The following is a 21,163-nucleotide window of genomic DNA, read 5'->3' on the forward strand; positions in this document are numbered from 1 at the left end:
GCGTCCGGATGGCCCGATTACGCCTGATGGCGGCCGGGGCGCGGGGACGGGCGTCGGGAGGGCCGCGGGTCGGCGTGCAGGCCGGGCGGGCTGAGGGCCCCGGTCACGAGGTGGGCCAGAACGACCTCGTAGAGGTCGCTGCCCGCGGCGAGGAGCCGGCGTTCGAGGACGGGTTCGGCGCCGCGTACGTGTTCGCGGACCGTCTGGGCGTGCACGCCGAGGAACTGGGCGGCCCGTTCGGCGTTGCCGCCGGCGGCGATCCAGGCGCGCAGGGTTGTGCGCAGGTCGCGGCCGTCGGCGTCGAGGCGGGCGAGCAGACCGTGCGCCCAGGTGCGCAGCGCGGGCCCGGTGAGCAGGTCGGCGAGGCGGGCGGGCCCGGCGGCGGGGTGGCGGTCCTCGGTCAGGCAGGCCTCGGTGTTCAGGGCGAGGTGCACGGCGGCGCGGACGGCCAGGTCGGAGAAGTCCGCGCCGAGGAGGTTCTCCACGCGTTCCATGCGCGCGCGGACGGTGTTGCGGCTGACGCCGAGCACCTTCGCCGCGCTGACGGCGGTGAACTCCAGGCCCAGCCGGGTGGTGGCGAGGAGTTCGGCGCGGGTGTGGTGGGCGAGGGTGTCGAGGGGGCCCAGCAGGCGGGTGGTCCAGGCGCGCAGCGCGGCGGGGTCCATCAGCCGCTCGGGGTGGGTACGTTCGGCGTAGACGGCCGTCTTGTCGGGGCGGAAGCGGGCGACGGCGAGCGCGCTGACCGCCTGCCCGTAGGCGGCGGCGGTGTGGGCGAGGCTCTGGCGGGCGCTGCCGCCGAGGAAGGTGTCGCGCCGCCGGTGGCACAGCGCGCGCAGGTCGGCGCCCGCGGCGTCGCGCGGGGTCAGCACGATGACGTGGGCGTCCACGGCCGGGCAGCGCACGACCAGGCTCTGTTCGCGGGTGGCCTCGATGCAGGCCTCGGCCAGCCGGTCCCGGTCCGCGGGACTGCTCTCGACGACGTAGACGCACGCGGTGTCGGTGTCGAGGAGGCCGGGCCACAGGCCCGCGGCGACCCTGCGGGCCGCACTCGTGTCCTCGACCATGAGCAGCTGGAGGATGGCCAGGCGCAGGTCGGAGGTGGCGCGCGCGAGGCGGTGTCCGGTGGCGGTGGTGCGCTGGGCGCGCAGCAGGAGTTCGAGGGCGGCGGCCGTGTGGGTCACGATGTCGGCGGCGCGCCGGTCGAAGGACTCGGTCCGGGCGACGGCGAGCACGCCGGCCGCGGCGGGCGGCGGCAGTTCGACACGGATCATCCGCAGGTGGCGGCCGTCGCCCTCCCAGGAGGCGGAGGCGAGACGGCCGGTGACGATGTCCGTCACCAGAGTCTCGTCGAGCGGTGTGGGCGCTCCCGCGAGGAGCGTGCCGTTCTCGTCGCGCAGGGAGACGGCCGCGTCGACGGTGGTGCCGAGCCAGTCGACGATCCTGGCGACGTCGCGTCCGGCGGGACGCAGGTGGTCCAGCAGTTCCTGCGCCCACGTCGGGTCGGCGTGCCCCGGCACCGTCACACCCGTGTGACGGTGCCCGTCGTCCAGGCCGGTCATGTCGGCGCACTCCTCGTCCCTCACAGCCCGTCCGGACCGAATCAGTCATATCGGTCAGGGACGTTACCTCACCGTCGCCGGAACCGGCCCGGACCGCGTCCGGCTCCGCCCACGGCAGGGCGGAGCGGACCGGACAAGCGGAACGCGGCTGGAGTGGGACAGGCCGGGCGGGACGGGCCGGGCGGGACAGGCCAGGCGGGACAGGCCGGGCGGTGGTGCGCGCCCTCCCCCGCGCAGGGGTGACTCCCGGCACCGAGGGGCGAAGCGCCTCGATCCGCCCCGCCGGTACGGCGCGGGGCGGATCGAGGCGGGTGCGGTCGTGTCAGTGGGCGGAGGCGGAGGACCTGCCGCCCAGGCCCGCGGCGGCCAGTACCGCGCCGACCAGGCACAGCAGGCCCGTGACCAGGGAGGCCGTGTGCAGGCCGTTCATGAAGGCCTGGCCGCTGCCTTCGACCACGGCCGCCCGCAGCTGCTCCGGCATGTTCCCGGAGACCGGGGCGACGCCCATGGCGACCGCGTCCTTGGCTTCTTCGAGCCTGGCGGCCGTGGCCGCGGGGACCCCGGCCCGGGTGAGTTCGCCGCCGAGCGTGGAGCCGGCCTCGGCACTGATCACGGAGACCAGGACGGAGGTGCCGAGGGCGCCGCCGATCTGGAGTGTGGTGGCCTGGAGGCCGCCCGCGACCCCGCCGTCCCGGACCGGGGCGTTGCCGACGATGGCGTCCGAGGAGGCGGCCAGCACCATGCCGACGCCGAGGCCGAGCGCGACGAACGGCGGCCACATGGTGGCGTACGAGGAGTCCGTGGACCAGGTGAGCAGGCCGAAGCAGGCGGCGGCCTGGAGGATCATGCCCAGCGGCATGCAGAAGCGGGCGCCGAAGCGGCCGGTGAGGGCCGCGCCGAGGGGGGAGGCGACCAGCGAGGCGAGGCTGAGCGGGAGGGTGCGCACACCGGCCTCGACGGGGGTGTAGCCGCGCACGTTCTGCAGGTACAGCATGATGAAGAAGATCGCGCCGAGCAGCACGAAGAAGTTGAGCGCGGTGATGACCGCGCCGACGGTCAGCGAGCGGTTGCGGAACAGACGCATCGGCAGCAGCGGATGCTCGACGCGGGTCTCGTACCGGCCGAAGACGGCGAGGACGAGGAGTCCGGCGAGGAGGGCGCCCCAGGTGCCCGCGGAGGTCCAGCCCCAGGTCTCCCCCTTGACGACGCCGAGGACGAGGACGATCAGACCGACGGCGAGCAGCAGGACGCCGGGGACGTCGAAGCGGTGGTGTCCGGTGGAGTTCCGCGACTGCGGCAGGACGAGGGCGCTGAAGGCGAACGCCACGACGCCGATGGGCAGGTTGATGTAGAAGACCGACTCCCAGTCGACGTGCTCGACGAGCAGGCCGCCCACGATCGGGCCGAGGGCGGTGGAGACGGCGGACACCATGGCCCAGATGCCGACGGCCATGCCGAACTTCTTCGGCGGGAACACCGCCCGCAGCAGCCCCAGGGTGTTGGGCATGAGCAGGCCGCCGAAGACGCCCTGGAGGGCGCGGAAGGCGATGACGCCGGTGATGGAGCCGGACAGTCCGATGGCGACCGAGGAGACGGCGAAGCCGGCGACGCCGACGAGGTAGAAGGTGCGCCGGCCGAAGCGGTCGCCGAGTTTGCCGCCGAGGATCAGGGTGGCGGCCAGGGCCAGCAGATAGGAGTTGGTGACCCACTGGAGGTCGGCGGTGGAGGCCTGGAGGTCGCGGCCGATCTCGGGATTGGCGATGGCGACGACGGACGCGTCCAGCTGGACCATGAACAGGCCGAAGGCGACCGCGCAGAGGGTGAGCCAGGGGTTGGAGCGGAAGCGGCCGGTGGCCGACGGCCGCGCGGCGGCGGGCGCGGGCACGCCGGAGTGATCCACGGTGGTGGACGGCATGGGAGAGCCTTGTCTGTGTACGGGGATGGCGCGACGGGGGTGGTGCGACGGAGGTTCCGCGGAAGGGTGGGACGGGTGCGCCGGGGAGGTGGACGGCGCCCACCGGGGGCGCACCCGTCAGGAGCGGCGTCCGAACCGGCGGCACCGGCCACCGGGACGCCCACGGGGGCGGCGACCGCAGGGGGCGGCACCCGTGAACGGCGGCGCCCCCGGGACGCGGCGCCGGAGGTACCGGGCACCGCCCGCCCGGCCGGGAACAGGCCGGGCGGGCCTGCCCCGGTTCAGTGCGCGGCGGCGTGCAGGTGGCGCGTCAGGGAGGTGAGGGCGCCGATCGCGGAGCCGAGGGCGTCCATCTCACCGTCGGTGAGGCAGAGCAGGGCCTCGGAGAGACAGCCGGTCTCCAGGTCGCGGACCTCGGCGAGGCGCTGCCGGGAGGTCGCCGTCGGATACAGGTGGGCGACGCGCTTGTCGGTGCCGTCCTGGCGGCGCTCCAGCATGCCCCGCTCGGTCATCTGGGAGACCAGCGCGCTGACGTTGTTGGGCTTCATCAGCAGGGCGTCGGCGGCCTCGCGCACGGTGGCGCCCTCGTGCTGTGCGACGAACCGCAGCAGCAGGAGCTGTCCCTCGGGCGGCTTGGGGTGCGGGTAGGTGGAACCCACCCGGCGGTCCAGGGCCCGGTGCAGCGCAGGGAGGCAGGCCGCCAGCTCGGAGGCCGTGCGGTCGGTGCCCCCGGAGGGCGCGCTGGTGTCGGACATGACAGCCAGGATAGGTATCCCTTCATACCCATGTCAAAAAGGGCCGGTCCCTCGCCGCACGGCATAAGCTCCCCCAATGGCGAAGTACTACGACGTTCACCCCGACAACCCGCAGCCCCGCACCATCGCCCAGGTCGCGGCGGCCATCCGGGCGGACGCGCTGATCGCGTACCCGACGGACTCCTGCTACGCGCTCGGCTGCCGGATCGGCAGCCGGGACGGCGTCGACCGGATCCGGGCCATCCGCGAACTGGACGACAAGCACCACTTCACCCTGGTCTGCCAGGACTTCGCGCAGCTCGGGCAGTTCGTGCACGTCGACAACGACGTGTTCCGCGCGGTCAAGGCCTCCACGCCCGGCAGCTACACCTTCATCCTCCCGGCGACGAAGGAGGTGCCGCGCATGCTCCAGCACCCGAAGAAGAAGACGGTGGGCGTGCGCATCCCCGACCATGTCGTCACCCAGGCACTGCTCACCGAACTCGGCGAACCCCTGCTGTCCAGCACGCTGCTGCTGCCGGGCGAGGAGGAGCCGATGACCCAGGGCTGGGAGATCAAGGACCGGCTCGACCACTCCGTGGACGGGGTGCTCGACTCCGGGGAGTGCGGCACCGAGCCGACCACGGTCATCGACTTCTCGGGGGGCGAGGCGGAGATCATCCGCTACGGAGCGGGCGACGCCTCGCGCTTCGAGTAGGCCCGGGCGGCCAGGGACGGGGGCGCCGGGTCCCGGCGCGGCCGATGTCGATGGCTCATGCAACGATACCGGCGGGCCGGACCGCCGCCGGACCGGCCGACCGCCCGCCGTGAACCGCGCAGAGAGGCACCCCCGCATGACCTCCGTACAGGGAACAGCCGTCGACGTCCCCACCGGGGACGGCGTCGCGGACGCCTACTTCTCCCACCCCGTCGACGACGCGCCCCGTCCGGGTGTGCTGCTGTACCAGGACGCCTTCGGGCTACGGCCTCAGCTGCGGGCGATGGCCGACCGGCTGGCCGGGGCCGGGTACGCGGTGCTGGTGCCGAACGTCTTCCACCGCCACGGGCGCAGCCCCGTCGTGGAGATGCCCGACTTCATCGACCCGGCGGCCCGCCCGGAGATCTTCGAGAAGCTGGGCCCGGTGATGCGCTCCCTGACCGACGACCTGGCGATGCGGGACGCCGGCGCCTGGCTGCGCTGGCTGGCCGAGAGCCCGCTGGTGGCGGCGGGGCCGGTGGCGGTGACCGGGTACTGCATGGGCGCCCGCCTCTCCCTGCTGACCGCGGGCACCCATCCCGAGCGGGTCGCGGCGGCGGCCGGGTTCCACGGCGGGCGGCTGGCGACCGAGGCGCCGGACAGCCCGCACCTGGTGGCCGGCCGGGTGACCGCCGAGCTGTACTTCGGCCACGCCGACGGCGACCCCTCGCTCCCGCCCGAGCAGCAGGAGCGACTGGAGAAGGCCCTGACGGCGGCCGGTGTCCGCCACCGCTGCGAGGTCTACGAGGGCGCTCCCCACGGCTTCACCCAGGCCGACACCGCCGCCTACCGGGAGGCGGCCTCCGAGCGGCACTGGGCGGCGCTGCTGGACCTGCTCGAGCGCACCTTCTGACTCCGGCGGACTCCGACCGGCCTCGGCCGGCTCCGGCCGCCTTCGCATGCTCCGTCGGCCTCGGACCGTGTCCTGCGTGGTGAGGCCGACGAGCCGCCCGCAGCGGCGGGGCGCCGGCGGGACCGGGAAAGGCCGGGTGGCCGCGGGGACGGCGCCGGCGGCGAGGGCCGGGTCGGCGGTGGCCGGACAGCCGGGACATCGCCCGTTCGACGACTTCGACGGCGCCCCCGTCGTTCGGCGGCGCCCTCGTCGTCAGCCGGCCCCGGTGCCCCCCCCCGCGGGCGATCCGCACGCCGGTCCGTCTGCCGCGCGGCCCTCTGCACCGCCGGCTGCGGCCTCCGTCCCGGGTGCCGTCGCGTACGCGAAAGTCCGGCGGGGCCCGGCCCCGTGCGACGAACAGGAACGCCCCGGGCGGCACCCGCTCGACAGCCGGCGAACGGCACTCCCCGGAGCGGGTCGGCCGCTCGGGCGGGAAGCCGGTGAAGAACGCCGGCCGAGGGCTCGAGCCGGCTCGTGCCGGACGACCGGCGGGGCCGGTTCACGCCGGTGCACGCAGCGCACCGGGCGCGGGCACGAGCGCCTCACGAACAACTCCACACGCTCTACCGGTGCCCACGGGCGGTGGAAATGATGAGCACGCCGCACACGAACCAGGTGATCCGCACCCCTGTGCCTCGGCCAGGCGGACGTGCGGCGGAAGGAGCCCACGGTGTTGCTTCTCATCTCCCCGGACGGTGTCGAGGAGGCCCTCGACTGCGCGAAGGCGGCGGAGCACCTCGACATCGTCGACGTCAAGAAGCCCGACGAGGGCTCGCTCGGCGCCAACTTCCCCTGGGTCATCAGAGAGATCCGCGACGCGGTCCCGGCGGACAAACCGGTGTCCGCCACCGTGGGAGACGTCCCGTACAAGCCCGGCACGGTGGCCCAGGCCGCGCTCGGCGCGGTCGTCTCGGGCGCCACGTACATCAAGGTCGGTCTCTACGGATGCACGACGCCCGATCAGGGCATCGAGGTCATGCGCGCGGTCGTCCGGGCGGTGAAGGAACACCGCCCCGAAGCGCTCGTCGTCGCCTCCGGCTACGCCGACGCCCACCGGATCGGCTGCGTCAACCCGCTCGCCCTGCCCGACATCGCCGCCCGCTCCGGCGCCGACGCGGCCATGCTCGACACCGCCGTCAAGGACGGGACACGGCTGTTCGACCACGTTCCGCCGGACGTCTGCGCCGAGTTCGTCCGGCTGGCCCACGCGGCCGGCCTGCTCGCCGCCCTCGCGGGCAGTGTCCGGCAGACCGACCTCGGTCCGCTGACCCGTATCGGCACGGACATCGTGGGCGTGCGCGGAGCGGTATGCGAGGGCGGCGATCGCACGACGGGAAGGATCCAGCCGCACCTGGTGGCCGCCTTCCGGGCGGAGATGGACCGCCGGGCCCGGGAGCACGCGGCCGGCGTCCCCGCCGTGAACTGACCGACCGCATGCCGACCTCCGAGCCCGACCGCGCCCCCGGACGCCGGGCCGCGTGTTTCGCCGTCGTCGACCCGGCCACCGGGGAGACCTTCGACGAGGCCCCCGACCAGCGGCCGGACGCGTTGGACGCCGTGGTCGACCGGGCCCGCCGGGCCTGGCACGGCTGGCGCGCCGATCCCGCCGCCCGCACCGTCGCGTTGCGCGGGGCGGCCGACGCCGTGGAGACGGCCGGCGACGACCTCGCCCGGCTGCTCACCCGGGAACAGGGCAAGCCCCTGGCCGAGTCGTCCGCGGAGGTCGCCCGTACGGCGGCCCGCCTGCGCCACTTCGCGGCCCTGGCCCCCAGAACCCGGCGGATCACCGACGGCCGGCCCGTGCACAGCGAGATCCGCTGGCGGTCCCTCGGTCCCGTCGCCGCGATCGTGCCGTGGAACTTTCCCCTCCAGCTCGCGGCGGCGAAGTTCGCGCCCGCGCTCGCGGCGGGCAACACCGTGGTCCTCAAACCGTCCCCGTTCACCCCTCTCGCCACCCGGCTGCTCGGCTCCGTCCTCGCCGCGGCCCTGCCCGAAGACGTACTGACCGTCGTCACGGGCCAGGAACCCCTCGGCGCCCGCCTCGCCTCCCACCCGGGCATCCGCCACGTCACCTTCACCGGCTCGGTGCCCACCGGGCGGGCCGTCGCCGAAGCGGCTGCCGCCTCGCTCGCCCGGGTCACCCTGGAACTGGGCGGCAACGACGCCGCCGTCCTGCTGGACGACGTCGAGGTGGACCGGATCGCGGACCGGCTGTTCTGGGCCGCGTTCCGCAACTGCGAGCAGGTCTGCATGGCGGTCAAACGCGTCTACGCCCCGGCCCGGCTGCACGCCGAGGTCGTCGAAGCCCTCGCCCAGCGCGCGAGGAGCGTCGCCGTCGGGGCCGGCCTCGACCCGGACACCCGGCTGGGCCCGGTCAACAACGCCGCCCAGCTGGCCCGGGTCGAGCAGGTCACGGAGCGGGCCCTGGCGGACGGTGCCCGGGCGGCGGCCGGCGGGCGGCGGCTGGACCGGCCGGGCTACTTCTTCGCTCCCACGATCCTCACCGACGTCCCGCCCGGCAGCCCCGTGGTGACCGAGGAACAGTTCGGACCGGTCCTGCCGGTGCTGCCGTACCGGAGCGTCGACGAGGCCGTCGACGCGGCCAACGGCACCGCCTTCGGACTGGGCGGCTCCGTGTGGGGCACCGATCTCGACCGGGCCGAGGCGGTGGCCGACCGGCTCGAATGCGGCACTGCCTGGATCAACCACCACGCCGAACTGTCCCTCGCCCAGCCCTTCGCGGGCGTCAAGAACAGTGGTGTCGGCGTCGCGGGCGGACCGTGGGGGCTCTACGGCAACCTCCGGCCGTTCGTCGTCCACCGCCCGCGGGAGGAACGACGATGAGGTTCCAGGCGGCCGTACTGCGCTCCCACGAGGCCCCGTTCGCGATCGAGGAGGTGACCCTGCGCACGGAACCCGCCGACGGCGAGATCCTGGTCGAGATCGCGGGGTGCGGGATGTGCCGGACCGATCTCGCGGTCCGGCGATCGGCCGGTCGCAGCCCGCTGCCGGCGGTGCTCGGCCACGAGGGGGCGGGGGTGGTGGTGCACGCGGGCGGCGGCCCGGACACCGAGATCGGCGTCGGCGACCACGTCGTGCTGAGCTTCGACTCCTGCGGACACTGCCGGAACTGCCGCGGCGCGTCCCCCGCCCACTGCGACTCCTTCGCCTCCCTCAACCTCTTCGGAGGACGCGAGGAGGACGCGCCGCGCCTCACCGATGCGACCGGGCAGGCACTGGCCCCCCGGTGGTTCGGCCAGTCCTCGTTCGCCCGGTACGCGCTCGTCCCGGCCCGCAACGCCGTCCGGGTCGACCCCGCCCTGCCCGTCGAACTGCTCGGACCCCTCGGCTGCGGCTTCCTCACCGGCGCCGGAGCCGTGCTGAACACCTTCCGCGCCGGCCCCGGCGACACCCTCGCGGTCTTCGGCGCGGGAGCGGTGGGTCTGGCCGCGGTGATGGCGGCCACCGCCGCCGGCGTACTGACCGTGGCCGTCGATCGGCATCCCGGGCGGCTGGCCCTGGCCGAGCGGTTCGGTGCGGTCCCGCTGCCCGCCGCGACGGCCGGACTGCCCGAGCGGATCCGGCGGCTGACCGACGGCGGCGCACAGTACGCGCTGGACACCACGGCCTGGCCCCCGCTCGTCAACGACGCGCTCCACGCACTGCGCCCCACCGGCACCCTCGGTCTGGTGGCACGGCTCCACACCGCGCTGCCGCTCGAACCGGGCACGCTGGACAGGGGCCGCGGCATCCGCCACATCTGCGAGGGGGACGCCGTACCCGGACTGCTGATACCCCGGCTGACCGGGCTGTGGCAGGCCGGACGCTTCCCCTTCGACCAGCTGGTCCGCACCTATCCGCTGAGCGACATCAACGAGGCCGAACGCGACTGCGAGGCGGGCCGTGTGGTCAAGCCCGTCCTGCTCCCGGAGGGAAGAAGCCGGTGAACGGGACGTGCGGCACCGCGAACTCAGCGCACTCGACGAGCAGGCACCCGACAGTCCCCACTCCCGCCAACGGAGGAAACATGACCGGCACGGCGTCGCAGCACACGGACGGGGACGGCGTGGACGCGGGCGTGGGCCTGACCGCCCTCCTGGTCGCCGCGGCACGGGCGATCGAGACCCGCCGCCACGACAGCCTGGCCCAGGACGTCTACGCGGAACACTTCGTGCGCGCCGCCCCGGCGTGCGCGCACTGGCCGGTGCGCATCGAGGAGGTCCCGGACGGGGACGCCGACCCGCTGTGGGGGCGGTTCGCCCGCTACTTCGGCCTGCGGACCAGGGTCCTCGACGACTTCCTGCTCCGGTCGGTCCACACGGGCGCCCGCCAAGTGGTGCTGCTGGGCGCGGGGTTGGACACCCGCGCCTTCCGGCTGGACTGGCCGTCCGACTGCGTGGTCTTCGAGGTCGACAGGGCGGGCGTGCTGGCGTTCAAGCACCGGGTGCTCACGGACCTGTCGGCCGACCCGAAGGTGAAGCGCGTCCCCGTACCGGTCGACCTGCGCGCCGACTGGGTCGCGGTGCTCACCGCCGCCGGCTTCGACCCTGCCGCACCGAGCGTCTGGCTGGCCGAGGGGCTGCTCTTCTACCTGCCGGGCCGCGCCGAGACGTACCTCGTCGACACGGTGGACCGGCTGAGCGCCGAGGGCAGCGCGCTGGCGTTCGAGGCCAAGCTGGAGAAGGACCTGCTGGCGTACCGCGACAGCGCGATCTACACGGCGACACGAGAACGGATCGGCATCGACCTGCTGCACCTCTTCGACAAGGGACCACGACCCGACTCCGCGGGCGATCTGGCTGCCAAGGGCTGGTCCACCTCGGTGCACACCCCCTTCGACTTCACCCGCCGGCACGGACGCGGCCCCCTCCCCGAGCCGAACGACGCGCTGGAGGGGAACCGGTGGGTGTTCGCGCACAAGCCCCGGCCATGACACCCGCAGCGCCCGCGGCGAGCTCGCCGCGGGCGCCCCTTCGTGCGGATCTCGTGCACGTCTCGCACACAGTCATTGACATGCTCACACGCTGATGCGATCTTGAGAGCGCTCTCAACAGGTACGGACCAACCCCACAGGCCTACCCGCACGGAGGTGGAGAGTGCTTCGCACACTCAGGTCCCGGCTGGCGGCGGCGGCAGGAGCCGCCGCACTCGTCGGCACGTTGCTCACCCTGGGACCGCCGGCCCAGGCCGCCGTCCCGGCCACCGTCCCGCTCAAGATCACCAACAACTCGGGGCGGGGCGAACCCCTCTACGTCTACAACCTCGGCACCCTCCTGACGACGGGTCAGCAGGGCTGGGCCGACGCGAACGGCACCTTCCACGCGTGGCCCGCCGGCGGCAATCCGCCCACTCCGGCGCCGGACGCCTCGATCACGGGCCCGGCGGCCGGGCAGTCGGCCACCATCCGGATCCCCAAGTTCTCCGGCCGCATCTACTTCTCCTACGGCCAGAAGCTGGTGTTCAGGCTGACCACGGGCGGGCTCGTGCAGCCGGCCGTGCAGAACCCCGGCGACCCCAACCGGAACATCCTGTTCAACTGGTCGGAGTACACGCTCAACGACGCGGGGCTGTGGCTCAACAGCACCCAGGTCGACATGTTCTCCGCGCCCTACTCGGTCGGGGTGCAGCGCGCCGACGGGAGCACGGTGAGCACCGGCCGCCTCAAGGCGGGCGGCTACAACGGCTTCTTCAACGCCCTGCGCGGACAGGCCGGCGGCTGGGCGAACCTGATCCAGACCCGTTCCGACGGCACCGTCCTGCGGGCCCTGTCCCCGTTGTACGGCATCGAGACCGGGGCCCTGCCCCGTACCGTGCTGGACGACTACATCAACCGCGTCTGGCAGAAGTACGCGACCTCGACGCTGACGGTGACCCCGTTCGCGGACCAGCCGGGCACGAAGTACTACGGCCGGGTCTCCGGCGGCGTCATGAACTTCACCAACGGGTCGGGCGCCGTGGTCACCAGCTTCCAGAAGCCCGACGCGGACAGCGTGTTCGGCTGCCACCGCCTGCTGGACGCCCCCAACGACGCCGTGCGCGGGCCGATCTCCCGCACCCTGTGCGCCGGGTTCCACCGGTCCACCCTGCTGGTCAACGCGAACCAGCCGGACACCACGTCGGCGGGCTTCTACCAGGACGCGGTGACCGACCACTACGCCCGCGCGATCCACGCGCAGATGGCCGACGGGAAGGCGTACGCGTTCGCCTTCGACGACGTCGGCCATCACGAGTCGCTCGTGCACGACGGGTCGCCGCTCCAGGCGTACCTGACGCTCGACCCGCTGAACTGAGGGAGCGGCCCGCTGAACCGGGGGCGGCCGACGTCCCGCACGCGCAGGGAGCACGTGTGCGGGACGTCCGCCCGGAGGCCGGACCCGGTCACCCTCCCGACCGCCCCGCCCGGGACCGTTGTTACGGTGCACCGGTGTCCGACTCCTCACGCGATACCGCCGAAGGCGCCGGCTGGGGCGCCGACGACCCCGGCACCTACAAGCAGTTGATGCCCGCCGAGGTCCGCAGGATCTCGTGGCTGGACCCCAGGATGCTGTGGGCCGCGCGCAACGGCGTCCTGGCGTCCTGGTTCGGGGACCCCACCGGCCGTACGCGCGGCCGGTGGGTGGCCCAGCGGGCGGCGGCCGGGGCGCCGGCGGACAAGGTGATCCGGCGCCCGGACCCGGACCGCTTCTCCTTCATGGTGATCGGCGACACGGGCGAGGGCGACGACCCGCAGTACGCCGTCGTCCCCGGCTTCCTGAAAGTGGGTCAGGACACCGACTTCGCCGTCCTGGCCAGCGACGTCATCTATCCCGTGGGCGGCGCGGACGACTACGCCGGCAAGTTCTTCCGCCCGTACCGCGACTACCGGGCGCCGATCTACGCGATACCCGGCAACCACGACTGGTACGAGGACCTCGGCGCCTTCATGCGGGTCTTCTGCGGCGACGCCCCGCCGCTGCCCGAGGAGCCCGCGCCCCGGCCGTTCGGCCGGGCCTGGCTGCGCTCACGGCTGTGGCACCGCCCGCGCCACGGCGCCGGCGAACGGCTCGACGGGGCGAGGGCGTTGCGGGGCCGCCCTGACCAACAGGCCGTGCAGCCCGGCCCGTACTGGGCGATCGACTCCGGACCGGTGCGGATCATCGGCATCGACACCGGCCTGCTCGGCACCCTGGACGCCGAACAGGGCGCCTGGCTGCGGGAGGTGGCGCGCGGGCCGCGCCCGAAGATCCTGGTCACCGGCTCGCCGCTGTACGTGGACGGCGAGCACCACCCCTGCCCGATCGAGGGCGGCGGCACCGTCGACGAGATCGTGCGCGACCCCGCGCACCGGTTCGTCGCGGCGATCGGCGGCGACATCCACAACTACCAGCGCTACCCGGTGCCCCTGGCGGACGGCCGCACGCTCCAGTACGTCGTCGCGGGCGGCGGCGGCGCGTTCATGCACGCCACGCACACCATCCCGCGGGTCGCCGTGGCCGGGGTCACGGAGGCGGACTTCCGCTGTTACCCGCTGCGCGGCGACTCCCTCGCCTTCTACAGCCGCCTGTACGGCCGACGGCTGCGGCTGCGCCGGTTGTTCAGGATCACCGAGGCCGAGGCGACCGCGGTGATCGCCGAGCGGCTGGGCATCGCGCCGACCCGGGGCCCGGGCGGTCCGGTGCGGATCACCCGGCGGATCCGGCTGGTCGCCACCCTGCTGGGCACCGCCCGCCGGCCGGACCGCGGGGCACGGTTCCGGCTGCCCGTGCGCAAGATCTACACATCGCTGTTCTCCCCGAGTTCGGCGACGTACAGCCCGCCGTTCTTCAAGTGCTTCCTGCGACTGGACGTGAGCCCCGAGAGCGTGCGGCTGCGGTGTTTCGCGGCCACCGGCAACCGCGCGCAGGAGCTCGACCCGCCGGTCGAGGACGAGGTCGTCATCCCGCTGACCTGAGCCCTTGCTGCGACAATCACCCGAGCACGGTGTGCGCGCGGTGCCCGCCGTCGACGAGGGAGGACCCGATGCCGACCGCCCCCCGCCCGCTGCGCAAGCTGGGCTTCCTCACCATCGGCCTGTTCGACGAGGCCGACCCGCGCCGCGGGCACGAGACCACGCTGGAGATCATCGAGCTGGGCGAGCGGCTGGGCTTCGACAGCGCCTGGCTGCGCCACCGGCACCTCCAGTACGGCATCTCCTCCCCCGTGGCCGTCCTGGCGGCCGCCTCGCAGCGCACCAGCCGCATCGAGCTGGGGACCGCGGTGATCCCGCTGGGCTGGGAGAACCCGCTGCGGCTGGCGGAGGACCTCGCGACCGTCGACGTCCTGTCGGGGGGCCGGCTCAATCCGGGGGTGAGCGTCGGCCCGCCGATGCACTACGACCGGGTCAGGCAGGCCCTGTACCCGGACACCGCCGACGCCGAGGACTTCGGGTACGGCAGGGTGCGGCGGCTGCTCGACCTGGTGCGCGGCGAGCCCGCCACCGGTTTCCGCGGCAGCGAGGGCTTCGAGGTGTTCTCCGACCGTGTGCAGCCGCACTCCCCCGGCCTGGCCGGTCGCCTGTGGTACGGCGGCGGCAGCATCGGCTCGGCGCGGTGGGCCGGGGAGAACGGGGTGAACCTCCTCACCAGCAGCGTGGTGAAGGCCGAGGGCCCCGACGAGGCACGCGGCTTCGCCGACATCCAGCTCGCCCAGGTGCGGGCCTTCCGCGCCGCGCACCCCGACGGGGACGCGGCCCGCGTCTCGCAGGGCCTCGTCGTCGTCCCCACCGACTCCGCGACGCCCCGGCAGCGCGCGAAGTACGAGCGGTTCGCCGCCGAGCGCCTCCCGCGCACCGCGTCCCCGCAGGGCCCGGCCCGGCTGCTGTTCGCCCCGGACCTGGTCGGCACCTCCGCCGAACTCGCCGAACGCCTCCACGCGCACGCGGCGTTCCGCGAGATCGACGAGGTCGCCTTCGCCCTCCCGTTCGCCTTCGACCACGAGGACTACGTACAGATCCTCACCGACATGGCGACCGCGCTGGGACCGGCGCTGGGGTGGAAGCCGGGCGGCTGAGAACGGCCGCGGTACCGGCGGGTGCCGCCCTGTGTCCGCCGGGCGGCGGCCTCACCAGCGGCCCGGCTCCGTCCCCGTGACCGGTCGCGACGGCTCGCCGTCCACGCCGACCGGGACGTCTCCCGCGAGCATCACGCGGTGCATGGTGCGCGGGAAGCCGAGGTGGGCGTTGTCGGCCGGGGCGAGGTGGATGGTGGCGCGGTTGTCCCAGAAGGCCACGCTGCCCGGTTCCCAGCGGAAGCGCACCGTGTACTCGGGGCGGGTCGCCTCCGCGAGCAGCAGCTCCAGGATCGCGGCGCTCTCCGCGCGGGAGAGGCCGGCGATCTGCTCGACGTAGTAGCCGTTGACGTTGAGGATCCGCTCGCCGGTCTCGGGGTGGACCCGTACCAGCGGGTGCACGGAGGCGACCTGGTGGTCGAGGAGGTGACGGACGTAGGCGTCGTCGCCGGGGCGGGGCTGGTAGCCCACGCCGAGGCGGTGTTCGGCGCGCAGTTGCCCGGCGAAGCGGCGCAGGGGCGCGGAGAGGCCGGCGTAGGCGGCGGCCAGGTTGGACCAGGTGGTGTCACCGCCGTACGGGGGGACCGTCTCGGCGCGCAGGATCGTCGCGGCGGGCGGGTCGACGCGCGCGCCGTGGTCGCAGTGCCAGCCGCGCAGCAGGGTGTGGCGGCGGCGCCGCAGCCATTCGTCGTGCTCCATGCCGAACCGGCCGCCGAGTTCCAGCCGGTCGGCGGTGGTCTCGATCTCGGGGAAGTCCGCCGGGGAGGCGCTGCCGCGCCGGGGCAGGACGACCGGTTCGCCGAACCGGCGGGCGAACGCCACGTGCCCGGCGTGGTCCAGGCGCTGCCCGCGGAAGAAGACCACCTTCCAGCGCAGCACCGCCGCCCTGATCGCGGCGACCTGTGCGTCGCCGAGGCCGTCGGCCAGGTCGACGCCGTCGATGTCGGCGCCGATGTGCCCGGCGGCCGGCCGGAGCGTCAGACCGGCGTCCCGTACGGCCTCCTCCAGCGCCTCGTCGAGGGCCGCGACCACCGTCGTGTGCGCCGGAGCGCCCCCTGCCGTGCCCTGCGCCCCGTCCCTCGCCACGTGCTCCGCCCCGTCCCTCGCCTCGCTGTCGAACCCGGTCGTCATGCTCGCTCCGCTCGTCCTCGCAGCCGGTACGGCTCCTCGAAGATCGTGACAGCGAATCGACGCCGTGACGACAGCGCCTCCGTCCCCGCCCCTCCGGTTGATCCCGGGGCCGAGCCGAGGACGGGCCGGGGCCCCGGCGGCGTCGCGGCCCCGTACGACTATCGGGCGCGATGGGCGCGCAGCACCTCCAGGGCGCGGTCGGCGTGGGTGTTCATCCGCAGTTCACTGCGGACGGCCGCCAGGACGGTGCGGTCCTGGCCGATGACGAAGGTGACGCGTTTGGTGGGGGCCAGGGAGAAGCCGCGCTTCACGCCGAACCGTTCCCGCACGGTGCCGTCGGCGTCGGACAGCAGCGGCATGCCGAGCGTGTGGCGGCCGGCGAACTCCTGCTGCCGGTCGACGGAGTCGCCGCTGATGCCGACGGGACGCGCGCCGACGGCGGCGAACTCGGCGGCGAGGTCGCGGAAGTGACAGGCCTCCGCGGTGCAGCCGGCGGTGAGGGCGGCGGGGTAGAAGAAGAGGACGACGGGTCCCTCGGCGAGCAGTTCGGTGAGCTTGCGGACGGTGCCGGTCTCGTCCGGCAGCGCGAAGTCCTCGACCAGGTCACCGGTCTCGAGTGCCTTGCTCACGGGGTTCCCTCCGTCTTCCGCGTGTTCCGTGCGACGTCGCGGGCCCACAGCACGAGGGGCACCTGAAGGGGCAGCCGGCCGAAGGCGGCGGCCTTGAGCGGGGCCGGGCGGTGGCGCCAGTCCACGGCCATCTTGACGTTGGCGGGGAAGACGCCGGCGAAGAACGCGGCCGTCGCCAGCGCGGCCCTCCTGCGGGTCGCGGGCAGGGCGACACCGGCGGCCAGGGCCAGTTCGACGGCGCCGCTCGCGTACGTCCAGGTCCGTGGCGAACCCGGCAGGGAGCGCGGCACGATCGCGTCGAAGGTGCGCGGCGCGGCGAAGTGGGCGACGCCCGCGGAGGCCAGGAGGCCCGCGAGCAACAGGGGTGAACGGTGGGACCGGGGCACGGCTCTCTCCTCTGACGGCCTGGCGCGCGAGATTACCGGAGAGTAGAGACCGCTCCGTCGGCGGGGTCCGGCCCACGGGGCGGGATCCGTCGGCCGCCGTCCGCCCGTGCCCCGGCCGATCGCCTCGCGGCCCGCGCGGACGGGCCGGCCGGAGTCACCCTCACGGCGGACGGGCGCGGCGGACCGTACGGCGGAACGAGTACGCCGGATGTGCGGCGACCGCACGACGACACGGGGCGTCACGTCCGTCACCATGGGAGCACCCCCCACCGGACCACGGCCGGGTGCCCCGGCCGGCCCGCGGCACGGCCCCCGAGAACGGACCCCATGACCATCCGCGTACTGCTCGCCGACGACCAGGCCCTGCTGCGGGCCACCTTCCGGATCCTCATCGACTCCTGCGACGACATGGAGGTCGTCGCCGAGGCCGCCGACGGCGCCGAAGCGGTCGGACTGACCCGCGAGCACCGGCCGGACGTCGTCCTGATGGACATCCGCATGCCCGGCACCGACGGCCTCGCCGCCACCGCCGCGGTCTGCGCCGACCCGGACCTGTCCGCCACGCGCGTGCTGATCCTGACGACCTTCGAGATCGACGAGTACGTCGCCGCCGCGCTGCGCTCCGGCGCGAGCGGCTTCCTCGGCAAGGACGTCACCGCCGACGCCCTCCTCGACGGCATCCGCACCGTGGCCTCCGGCGAGTCCCTGCTGTCCCCGCTCGCCACCCGCGCCCTGATCACCCGTTTCCTCACCTCCCCCGCCGAGGGCGCCCGGCTCGCCGCGCCCGACGACCTGTCCGTGCTCACCGCACGCGAACGCGAGGTGATGGCCTGGGTGGCCGAGGGCCACTCCAACGACGAGATCGCCGAGAAGCTGTTCGTGAGCCCGCTGACGGTGCGCACCCACGTCCACCGCGCCATGACCAAGCTGGGTGCCCGCGACCGTGCCCAACTGGTCGTCATCGCCTACCAGACGGGCCTGGTCCAGGCCCCGCCGCTGCCGCCGGGCAGCCACCTCTGACCGGCGGGGCCGCGCCGGCTTCCGGTTGCCCCGCTCCTGGGCGGGTCCGGCCCGGGCGCCGGTGAAGACGGCACGGGCCGCCGCGACCGCCTTCGTGCGCCTGGTGCCGTTCGGCGCGGGGTGACCCTCTGACGCCCGAGGAGCCGTCGGCCGACCTCCGGGCTTCCCCCAAGTTTGCTGACATGGTGTCAGAAGCCATTTATTGGGCTGCGCTTCACCACCGGGACGCCCGCGACCCCTTGGCGCGGAACTGAAGATCGGGGAAGCTGAACTCCCTTTTCCCCCACAGCCGTTCGGCTGCGCCCGGTCCTGAGGAGGACGCAGTGTCGTCACCCACGTTCAAGAAGCACCGCAGGAGGTGGCTCACCGGGCTCGCCGGTGCCGCCGCGCTCGTCGTCGCCGTCCCCACGATCGCCCACGCCGCCCCGCCCACGGCCCTCCCGGCCAACGCCGAAGCGGGCGAGCGCGCGTACCTGCCCGCCTTCGACTACGACACGGACGGCTGCTACTCGACCCCCGCGATCGGCCCCGACGGAACCGTCAACGGCGGCCTCAACCCGACCGGCGCCCTCAACGGCAACTGCCGTGACGCCTCGGACCTCGACAACACCAACAGCTACTCCCGCTACAAGTGCAACAACGGCTGGTGCGCCTACCTGTACGGCCTGTACTTCGAGAAGGACCAGGCGCTGGCGGGTACCAGCATCGGCGGGCACCGGCACGACTGGGAGCACGTCGTGGTGTGGGTGCAGAACGACGCGGTGAAGTACGTCTCGACGTCCAACCACGGCTCGTTCACCGTCACCGCCGCCTCCGGCGTCCGCTTCGACGGCACCCACGCGAAGGTCGTCTACCACAAGGACGGCATCAGCACGCACTGCTTCCGGCTCGCCGGCTCGGGCGACGAACCGCCGGAGAACCACAAGGGCACCTGGCAGTACCCGCCGCTGGTCGGCTGGAACGGTTACCCGGCGGGCGTGCGCGAGAAGCTGGCCGCCTACGACTTCGGAAGTGCGCACTTCGGCCTGAGGGACGACAGCTTCGGCAACCACCTCAACTCGGCCAAGCCGTCCGGGATCACCTTCGACGCGTACGCGTGACCCGGTGACCGGGGCCGGTCCCGGGGCGCGGGACCCGGGCGGGACGCGGGTCCGGCCCCGGACCGGCGCGCCCGCTCCCGGCGTGATCCCGCGTCCGGGACGGGACGCGCTTCGCCCCGGGCATCTGCCGGCGGCCCTCCCGAGGGTCTATCGTGTCCCGCATGTCCGTTCCGGAACTGATCCGCATCGTCTCCCGCGACTCGCCCATGGCACTGGCCCAGGTGGAGCGCGTCCGCACGGAGTTGACCGACCTGCACCCCGGTGTGCGCACCGAGGTCGTCCCCGTGCGGACCACCGGCGACAAGTGGCTGGGGGACCTGTCCCAGGTCGAGGGCAAGGGCGCGTTCACCAAGGAGGTCGACGCGGCCCTGCTGGCCGGCGAGGCCGATCTGGCGGTGCACTGCGTCAAGGACGTCCCGGCGGACCGGCCCCTCCCGGCCGGCACGGTCTTCGCGGCGTTCCTGAAGCGGGACGACATCCGGGACGCCCTCGTGCACCCGGGCGGCCTCACCCTCGACGAACTCCCGGCGGGGACCCGGATCGGCACCTCCTCGGTGCGCCGGGTCGCCCAACTGGCCACCAGCCACCCGCATCTGGAGTGCGTGCCGTTCCGCGGCAACGCCAACCGGCGGCTGGCGAAACTCGCGGCGGGCGAGGCGGACGCGCTGCTGCTCGCGGTGTCGGGCCTGGAGCGCATCGGCCGGACGGACGTGATCAGCGAGGTCCTCTCGCCGGAGACGATGATGCCGCCCATCGGCGCGGGCATCCTCGCCCTCCAGTGCCGTGCGGGCGACAGCGAGCTGATCGACGCGGTCAGCGGGCTCGGTGATCCCGCGACCCACCGGGAGGCCACCGCCGAGCGGATGTTCCTGCACGTCCTGCAGGGCCACTGCAACAGCCCCATCGCCGGCTTCGCGCAGGTGCATCGCGGCGGTGAACTCTCGTTGCGGGCCTGCGTGTTCACCCCGGACGGCAAGACCCGGCTGAACGCCCACGAGTGGGCGGGCCGCCTGGACCCGGCCACGCTCGGCACGTCGGTGGCCGTCGCGCTGCTGCGTCAGGGTGCCCGCGAGATCATCGACGGCATCCCGCACTGAGCGGGACGGGGCGTCGGGCGGGGCGTCAGGCGGTGCCCTCTTCGGCCTGGTCGCGCAGGAAGTTGCTCACCTGGCGCGCCAGGCTGTCGCGGACCGCGGCGGGGGCCCCGGCGGCCCCCTCGTGCAGGCCGACGCCGCCGACCCACATCCGCCGCCCGGCCCACTCCTCGTCGACGCGCAGCTGGATCTGCACGTCGACCTGGTCCAGCGCGGCCTCGGGCCCGGCGGCGTACAGCACGGCGGTGGCGCGGCGCAGCGGGTAGACGTCGAACCCCTCGATGAACTGCGAGTTGCGCCAGTCGATGAAGGCGCTCTCGCCGTCGGGGCCGATCCGCACGTCGATCTGCCCGTCCTCCAGGTGGACGCCGAAGCTCTGCTCGCCGCGGTTCTCGACGGTCACCCGCAGGGTGAAATACGTCAGCCCCTCGGCCGCGTCGTCGCGTCCCCGGGGCGGCTCCGCCCGCTCCAGACGGTGGACGCGGACCCGCAGACCGGCATGCTCGTCGTACTCGTGCCAGTCCCCGACCACGTTCGGCTCGTACACAGTCCACCTCTCGACTTCTACGGGCTGCTTCCTATCCGTGGGCTCAGCGCACTGTCAAATGAGCGGAATGCGGTGTGGCCAGGGCCTTCACCCCTTTTGATCGGTGATCAAGCCGTGCGCAGGAAGAATCCCGTTCCGGGCCGCGCGGACGGCACGGCGGGAGTGCCGCACATCACGTCGCGGACAAGACCGACGGCGCCGAGGGCCGGGACGACGTCTCCCCCCGCGTCCCGGCGAGGAGACGGGTGGAGGGAAAGGCGTTCTCCCGGCCGGTGGGGCCGGTGCCGACGGCCGCCCGCACGGGAGAGAAAGTGCACCCGAACGCACTAAATGGGATGATCTGTTTTAGATCGCCCAGAACGGGCATCAGCCCGG

General features: G+C 73.8%; 19 protein-coding genes. 12 read left to right on the plus strand and 7 right to left on the minus strand.

From position 1 onward, the window contains the following. Positions 1 to 17 precede the first annotated feature (17 nt). The 3 genes from ACH4N1_RS22655 to ACH4N1_RS22665 all read right to left on the minus strand — a co-directional run bounded on the left by ACH4N1_RS22655 (position 18) and on the right by ACH4N1_RS22665 (position 4,229). The gene (locus ACH4N1_RS22655; RefSeq protein WP_398099517.1) at positions 18 to 1,559 is read right to left on the minus strand and encodes a helix-turn-helix domain-containing protein; all 1,542 of its coding nucleotides are present in this window, start codon (positions 1,557 to 1,559) and stop codon (positions 18 to 20) included. 322 nt (positions 1,560 to 1,881) lie between these two features. After that, the gene (locus tag ACH4N1_RS22660) at positions 1,882 to 3,474 is read right to left on the minus strand and encodes an MFS transporter (RefSeq protein WP_398099519.1); all 1,593 of its coding nucleotides are present in this window, start codon (positions 3,472 to 3,474) and stop codon (positions 1,882 to 1,884) included. A 281-nt stretch (positions 3,475 to 3,755) separates the two neighbouring features. Next, a complete protein-coding gene (locus ACH4N1_RS22665) occupies positions 3,756 to 4,229 on the minus strand; it encodes a MarR family winged helix-turn-helix transcriptional regulator (protein WP_398099521.1) in 474 nt (157 codons plus the stop codon). Between the two features lie 76 nt (positions 4,230 to 4,305). On the opposite strand from ACH4N1_RS22665, the gene ACH4N1_RS22670 reads away from it, so the two are divergent. From ACH4N1_RS22670 to ACH4N1_RS22710, 9 genes are all read left to right on the plus strand, one after another. Beyond that, the gene (locus ACH4N1_RS22670; RefSeq protein WP_398099523.1) at positions 4,306 to 4,926 is read left to right on the plus strand and encodes an L-threonylcarbamoyladenylate synthase; all 621 of its coding nucleotides are present in this window, start codon (positions 4,306 to 4,308) and stop codon (positions 4,924 to 4,926) included. 136 nt (positions 4,927 to 5,062) lie between these two features. Continuing rightward, positions 5,063 to 5,818 (plus strand): dienelactone hydrolase family protein, encoded by a 756-nt coding sequence (locus tag ACH4N1_RS22675; protein WP_398099525.1) that lies wholly within the window; start codon positions 5,063 to 5,065, stop codon positions 5,816 to 5,818. A gap of 709 nt (positions 5,819 to 6,527) precedes the next feature. Then, entirely contained in the window at positions 6,528 to 7,283 is a 756-nt protein-coding gene (locus ACH4N1_RS22680; RefSeq protein ID WP_398099527.1) for a (5-formylfuran-3-yl)methyl phosphate synthase, read from the plus strand. An 8-nt stretch (positions 7,284 to 7,291) separates the two neighbouring features. Further along, positions 7,292 to 8,701, plus strand: a complete 1,410-nt coding sequence (locus ACH4N1_RS22685; protein ID WP_398099529.1) for an aldehyde dehydrogenase family protein — start codon at positions 7,292 to 7,294, stop codon at positions 8,699 to 8,701. Beyond that, positions 8,698 to 9,804, plus strand: a complete 1,107-nt coding sequence (locus tag ACH4N1_RS22690; RefSeq protein WP_398099531.1) for an NAD(P)-dependent alcohol dehydrogenase — start codon at positions 8,698 to 8,700, stop codon at positions 9,802 to 9,804. The genes ACH4N1_RS22685 and ACH4N1_RS22690 overlap by 4 nt, the downstream gene beginning before the upstream one ends. Positions 9,805 to 9,884: 80 nt before the next feature. Then, entirely contained in the window at positions 9,885 to 10,790 is a 906-nt protein-coding gene (locus ACH4N1_RS22695) for a class I SAM-dependent methyltransferase (protein ID WP_398099533.1), read from the plus strand. Between the two features lie 163 nt (positions 10,791 to 10,953). After that, entirely contained in the window at positions 10,954 to 12,147 is a 1,194-nt protein-coding gene (locus ACH4N1_RS22700; RefSeq protein ID WP_398099535.1) for a glycoside hydrolase family 64 protein, read from the plus strand. Positions 12,148 to 12,281: 134 nt separating this feature from the next. Then, positions 12,282 to 13,787, plus strand: coding sequence for a metallophosphoesterase family protein (locus ACH4N1_RS22705; protein ID WP_398099537.1), 1,506 nt, complete (start codon positions 12,282 to 12,284; stop codon positions 13,785 to 13,787). 68 nt (positions 13,788 to 13,855) lie between these two features. After that, a complete protein-coding gene (locus tag ACH4N1_RS22710; protein ID WP_398099539.1) occupies positions 13,856 to 14,884 on the plus strand; it encodes an LLM class flavin-dependent oxidoreductase in 1,029 nt (342 codons plus the stop codon). 51 nt (positions 14,885 to 14,935) lie between these two features. Here ACH4N1_RS22710 and ACH4N1_RS22715 read toward each other — a convergent pair whose 3' ends face one another. The 3 genes from ACH4N1_RS22715 to ACH4N1_RS22725 form a co-directional block, all read right to left on the minus strand. Beyond that, a complete protein-coding gene (locus tag ACH4N1_RS22715; protein ID WP_398099541.1) occupies positions 14,936 to 16,012 on the minus strand; it encodes a TauD/TfdA dioxygenase family protein in 1,077 nt (358 codons plus the stop codon). 158 nt (positions 16,013 to 16,170) lie between these two features. Next, a complete protein-coding gene (locus tag ACH4N1_RS22720) occupies positions 16,171 to 16,641 on the minus strand; it encodes a peroxiredoxin (protein WP_382795870.1) in 471 nt (156 codons plus the stop codon). After that, positions 16,638 to 17,027, minus strand: coding sequence for a hypothetical protein (locus ACH4N1_RS22725; RefSeq protein WP_398099543.1), 390 nt, complete (start codon positions 17,025 to 17,027; stop codon positions 16,638 to 16,640). The genes ACH4N1_RS22720 and ACH4N1_RS22725 overlap by 4 nt, the downstream gene beginning before the upstream one ends. Before the next feature lie 327 nt (positions 17,028 to 17,354). Here ACH4N1_RS22725 and ACH4N1_RS22730 point away from each other — a divergent pair, with 327 nt between their 5' ends. The 3 genes from ACH4N1_RS22730 (at position 17,355) to hemC (ending at position 20,244) form a co-directional block, all read left to right on the plus strand. Next, entirely contained in the window at positions 17,355 to 18,047 is a 693-nt protein-coding gene (locus tag ACH4N1_RS22730) for a response regulator (RefSeq protein ID WP_398099545.1), read from the plus strand. 323 nt (positions 18,048 to 18,370) lie between these two features. Further along, entirely contained in the window at positions 18,371 to 19,147 is a 777-nt protein-coding gene (locus ACH4N1_RS22735; protein WP_398099547.1) for an NPP1 family protein, read from the plus strand. A gap of 161 nt (positions 19,148 to 19,308) precedes the next feature. Further along, complete coding sequence (gene hemC, locus ACH4N1_RS22740; protein WP_398099549.1) at positions 19,309 to 20,244, plus strand: hydroxymethylbilane synthase; 936 nt, start codon at positions 19,309 to 19,311, stop codon at positions 20,242 to 20,244. 25 nt (positions 20,245 to 20,269) lie between these two features. Here hemC and ACH4N1_RS22745 read toward each other — a convergent pair whose 3' ends face one another. After that, entirely contained in the window at positions 20,270 to 20,788 is a 519-nt protein-coding gene (locus ACH4N1_RS22745; RefSeq protein WP_398099551.1) for a hypothetical protein, read from the minus strand. Positions 20,789 to 21,163: the final 375 nt, after the last annotated feature.

Origin of the sequence: Streptomyces sp. NPDC017202 (assembly GCF_044331705.1) — a bacterium.
Lineage (GTDB): Bacteria > Actinomycetota > Actinomycetes > Streptomycetales > Streptomycetaceae > Streptomyces.